Raw genomic sequence first — 4,520 nt, 5'->3', positions numbered from 1 at the left:
TGCCCGAGGAAGTGCCACCGACGATCAGGATGTTCTTCCGGTCGCGCACGGCCTGAGCGAGAACATCGACCTGGGCCTTGAGAATCAGGCCATCCCGCAGGTAGTCGGCCAGCAGGTGAATGCGCGATGCCGGTTTGCGGATGGCGAAACAGGGACCCGTGGCGATGGGCGGCAACAGCCCCTCGAAGCGTTCGCCCGAGGGCAGTTCGGCGCCGACGATGGGATTGTCGGCATGGACCTCCGCCCGGACGTGGGAGGCGACGAGGCGGATGATCCGTTCCGTTTCGGAGGGATGGATGCGGACGTTGGCGCTCCCCCTGCCCTCGCCCAGGCGGTCGATCCAAAGCGATCCGTCGGGATTGACCATCACCTCGATGACGGCGGGATCGGCCAGGGCCTGGGCGATCACCGGCCCCATGGCGGTGCGCAGCATGGCCCGGCGGCGCTCTTCGGAGGTGTCGGTCATCGGCCCTCTCCCTGGGACTGGTCGAGCGACCGTTTGCCGCCCGCGATCTGGCGGCCCACCTGCTCGATGAATTGCTGGAAACGATCGCGCGCCACCGCCTGGGCGGCCCGGTCGGGCACGGGGGCATGGGCGTTGAAGGTGAGGTAGAGCTTGACGAAGAAGGCGAGGCTTTCGGTCAGCACGTCCAGGTCCCGCCGGACGAGGCCGGAGAGCAGGACCAACTCATCCTCCGGCGGCAGTTGCATCACCTCCCCAGGCGTCAGCAAGGGGCGAGCGGTCTCCTGGCGGCTGACCATGACGTGGGACAGCCAGGGCGCCACCCGGCGGTGAGCTGCCAGTTCTCGCCCTTGATGTCGTGGATCACCGCCGATCCGGTCCAGGAGAGCAGCGTCGGCACCACCAGCCCCACGCCCTTGCCCGAGCGGGTCGGGGCGAAGGCCATCACATGCTCCGGCCCGTCGTGGCGCAGGTATTTATCCTCATGCCGCCCGAGGAACACCCCCGCCGCACGGAACAGCCCGGCCTTGCGGATTTCCCGCCGGAGAGCCCAACGCGAGGAGCCATAGGTGGTGACGAGACGGCTCTGTCGCGCCCGCCAGAGGGATCCGACCACCGCCGCGGCGCAACCCATGAACCCGCTGGCCCCGGCGAGCATCCCCGCCCTGTCGAAGACCTCGGGCGCGTAAGCCTCGTAGAAGTACCACCACTCGAAGAGCTTCCAGGGCTCGTAGACCGGCCAGCCCAGGAGGGTGAACCAGGGGACGCCCAGCCGGGCCTGATAGCCCAGCATGGCGGCGCACCACTGCGTGGCGGACCATAGGCCCAGGAGGACGATGGCGAAGATGACCAGGATCTGGCCGACGAGGAGTTTGGTGGGGGTCATGGGGATCGCTCCGTTGCTTGAGGCGGACGGAACGAGGGTGGCGTGGTTGGACAGGAACGCTTATGGGCTTTATATGCGTGGAAATACGAAAAGAGACAGCTTCATACCCACACAATCAACGTAGAACTAAACCGTCCCACATCTAATTCTTAACACAAAATAAATATCTAATAATAAAAATTAATACATGGAATCACAATTTTCTATTTTTAATAAAATGAAATAAAATGAAATTCTTACTCAAGCATTTCATCATCAAGAAAAACCAATAAAGTGAGGGTTTCCTCAGGTCCCACCCTGACAGTCTGCTCTTGAATCTCAAATCGGTCAGCTTCAATCCGGTCGAACCAAGCATCTGCACCAATCTTACGTAGAAACGGATTGTCTAGATCTGTTCCAAATTGAACGCCAAAGGCATAGCTTTCGGCATCAAGATCTTCTTGAGGAAACCAACGATCAGGCACACTGGGCGACCGAACGAACCATTTCCGCCCCTTTTTGCCATGGCAAACCAACATTGACGGCGTATGATCGCTTTCAATCAAGCGGATCGCCGTTGCTGTTTGGCTGGCGTCGAAGACATCCGCCAAGGTCTTAATCGTGGCAAAGTTCATCTTCTTCTGCATTCGTGCCAATGGCCGGAACAAATAGTTCGGCATAAGTAAATCAGCCGCATAGCTGTCTGCGGTCCGCTCCGAGGAAGCGCCTACTTTCGGGCGATACTCATCAACCCGGCACGCAAGACAATGCCCACGATGATGATGCCAATGTCCAAGTTCGTGCGCGATGGAGAACCGCCTCCGTCGCCTTTGGCTGTCTCGATTAACCGTGATGATAGCGCGTTCCGTAGTCCCGATGATCCGGGCCTCGCAACCGTCTAAAGGGCGGAAACGAACCTGCGCCTTCTTGTAAAAAGCAATTGCTTCAAGGTCAATTTCCGCAGGGTCGGTAACACCAAGCTCTTGAAGCAATTGCTCTGCTGGAGACAAGCGCATCAAGATATTCCTGATTCGGAATCTTCGTCTAGCAGACCCAACTCGGCCAACTCCTCTAACATCCCAAGTACATCAGAATCAGAAAGCTCTTCTTCCTTTCGCGCCGCGAGAGTTAGTCCAGGAACGGATTTCGCGCGCTCAATCACAGCATGCAAACGAGCGCGTGCCTCGGCGAAATCGACAATATTCCTGCTGGCTGTTCGTATGGTAGCACGATTGGCGGAAACCCCAGCTTTTGCTATGGCCATTCGTGTTTTATTCGCCTTCAACAAACTGTCTTCGAACTTGGCCCGCATGTAAGCCGCGTACTGTTCCGCATCACCTCCATCCTCCTGAAACTCGGCCAGAACTTCCTCGTCGGACATATTGAGAATATCCTCGACAAAGGAATCCGCTAGGCAGTTAAGCGGTCGAGCTGCCTTGTCATTTTTCGCGGTCATGGTTGCCATCCTTCAGGGTATTTCTTGTCAATCCGACGACGGATTAGTTTTCGTTTGGATGCGAAGGCTGTTTTGTCGAGGTTTGTCAGTTCACGCAGTTCCTCCGCTGTCATTCCCTCCATTGTACCGTCCACTAAGTCTTTTGCGACGAGATCGTCGTCGAAAAGTGCAAGAACATCTGCTCGCATCCGTGCGTTTTGTTCGGTCTGTATGAGTCTGTCCTCGGTACTTTGGCCTGGGTCTAGACAATTCATAGCTTCCGATACTCCGCCGTCCCCTTCAATTGAAACGAGATTGGGATGACGATCGGCCTTCTCTTGTTCACCACTAGCGATGCTGCGTATGGCTTCAGCAAGAAATCGCACCACATCCACATGTGCTGGACAGATCCGGTTCCCCTCCAAAGCGCGCATGAACGCTTCCTGCAACAAATCTTCAGCTGAAATGGCCGGACGCGCATAGTAGGCGGCGACTTTTCTTAGTCGCACCCAATTGGCGGATGAAAGACATCTGATCGCGTCGACGACTTCAGCCCCGCTCTTGGCAGCCACAGCTTCGTCCTGTTTCACACCCTTTCCCCCCTTCATTCTCCTATGCGGGAGAACGAACCCTACACGGACATCACGAAAAATGTCCGAGGCGCTCCTCAATGTGCGCATAGGAAAGTGAGAGCCAATTTGCGGCGCACATCATGACACCCATAGGAGAACAAAGATGATCTACGCGATCAACTACGATCTGAACCAACCCGGTCAAAATTATGAAAAGTTGCACAGCACTATCAAAGAGCTCGGAGCTTGGTGGCACTTCCTCGGATCCACCTGGCTCGTTGATACCGGACTGAACGCCGAAGAGATTTGGAAACGGCTGGATCCGCATATCGACCAGAACGACAACGTTCTAGTCGTTGGCATCACCCGTGACTATTCGGGTTGGCTGCCCCCCAAGGCTTGGGAATGGATTAACGACCGTCGCAACAAGCTGGCGGCCTAACTGAAGGAGAGATAACATGCGCGTACAAGGTGCGGTCATCCGCGAACAGGGACAAACATTCGCTGTTGTTGTGGTTAAGCCTCAAGTAGTGCAGAATAGCGGACAAGCAACCGATGCCATCAGAAGCTTTACCCCGCTGTTCGGCGTACCAATCGTACTGATGGCGCAGGATGGACGCGGACGTCCCACGTACTACGGTCGCCCCGACATTGCCCGCTTCATGTCTCGGGTACCTCTGCATGCGATTCCTTGGCGAGAATATACGATCAACTGATTCCAAAAGATTTTTCGGACTACCCAACCCCTATCCCCCGCTGTCGCCCGATGGTCCAGGAGATCCCACCGTCGGCGCGCATGATGCCCGAGACCTGCTTCCCGATGTGACGGTCGAGAACGGGCCGCCAGGGGACCAGGGTGAACTCGCGGGATTTCTCGATCAGCGCATACTTCCCGCTGGTGAGGTCCACGACACGGCGAAGGGAGCCCTCCACGCGGTCCCCGTGATGGTGTTCCACATAAGTCCGGCCCAGTTCCTCGGAGAGCTCTCCGGCGACGCAGGTGAGTTCCCGCTTCCTCAGTCTGGCGAGCATTGCGCCGTGATAGGTCACATGCCCCCGCTCTTCGGTCGCCAGCCCCTCCGCGATCAGCCATTGGCGGCGGCGGATCTTCGCGTCTCGCAGGTCCCGCCCGAAGCCGGACTCCCGGGTGCCCTCCGGGGTCTCCGAGATCAGTTCCCGGTCCAG

The 4,520-nt window shown here is 57.5% G+C and carries 8 protein-coding genes and 1 pseudogene; 2 read left to right on the top strand and 7 right to left on the bottom strand.

Annotation, left to right across the window (positions count from 1 at the left end):
- The 6 genes and pseudogenes from ACLIRY_RS26570 to ACLIRY_RS26545 form a co-directional block, all read right to left on the bottom strand.
- Positions 1–466, bottom strand: a 466-nt coding sequence (locus ACLIRY_RS26570) for an ATPase, T2SS/T4P/T4SS family (RefSeq protein WP_413208440.1), incomplete at its 3' end; no start/stop codon positions are given.
- Positions 463–732, bottom strand: a complete 270-nt coding sequence (locus ACLIRY_RS26565; RefSeq protein WP_413208439.1) for a hypothetical protein — start codon at positions 730–732, stop codon at positions 463–465. The genes ACLIRY_RS26570 and ACLIRY_RS26565, both read right to left, overlap by 4 nt.
- Positions 733–779: 47 nt before the next feature.
- Positions 780–1,349, bottom strand: a pseudogene (locus ACLIRY_RS26560) (type IV secretory system conjugative DNA transfer family protein); the annotation flags it as partial.
- A gap of 236 nt (positions 1,350–1,585) precedes the next feature.
- Positions 1,586–2,344 carry an ImmA/IrrE family metallo-endopeptidase gene (locus tag ACLIRY_RS26555; protein ID WP_413208438.1) on the bottom strand — a complete coding sequence of 253 codons (759 nt, stop codon included), beginning with the start codon at positions 2,342–2,344 and terminating at the stop codon, positions 1,586–1,588.
- Positions 2,344–2,784, bottom strand: coding sequence for a hypothetical protein (locus ACLIRY_RS26550; RefSeq protein ID WP_413208437.1), 441 nt, complete (start codon positions 2,782–2,784; stop codon positions 2,344–2,346). The genes ACLIRY_RS26555 and ACLIRY_RS26550 overlap by 1 nt, the downstream gene beginning before the upstream one ends.
- Positions 2,781–3,353 carry a hypothetical protein gene (locus ACLIRY_RS26545; RefSeq protein ID WP_413208436.1) on the bottom strand — a complete coding sequence of 191 codons (573 nt, stop codon included), beginning with the start codon at positions 3,351–3,353 and terminating at the stop codon, positions 2,781–2,783. The genes ACLIRY_RS26550 and ACLIRY_RS26545 overlap by 4 nt, the downstream gene beginning before the upstream one ends.
- A gap of 145 nt (positions 3,354–3,498) precedes the next feature.
- Here ACLIRY_RS26545 and ACLIRY_RS26540 point away from each other — a divergent pair, with 145 nt between their 5' ends.
- The gene (locus tag ACLIRY_RS26540) at positions 3,499–3,777 is read left to right on the top strand and encodes a hypothetical protein (protein WP_413208435.1); all 279 of its coding nucleotides are present in this window, start codon (positions 3,499–3,501) and stop codon (positions 3,775–3,777) included.
- Positions 3,778–3,793: 16 nt separating this feature from the next.
- Positions 3,794–4,051, top strand: coding sequence for a hypothetical protein (locus tag ACLIRY_RS26535; RefSeq protein ID WP_413208434.1), 258 nt, complete (start codon positions 3,794–3,796; stop codon positions 4,049–4,051).
- 19 nt (positions 4,052–4,070) lie between these two features.
- Here the strand turns inward: ACLIRY_RS26535 and ACLIRY_RS26530 are convergent.
- Positions 4,071–4,520: DUF3363 domain-containing protein (locus tag ACLIRY_RS26530; RefSeq protein WP_413208433.1), on the bottom strand; the 450-nt coding region annotated here is incomplete at its 5' end.

The organism is Rhodospirillum sp. A1_3_36, assembly GCF_047263945.1.
Classification (GTDB): domain Bacteria; phylum Pseudomonadota; class Alphaproteobacteria; order Rhodospirillales; family Rhodospirillaceae; genus Rhodospirillum.
Note: the sequence above shows the minus strand (reverse complement) of the source record. Positions and strands in the feature narration are given on the sequence as shown.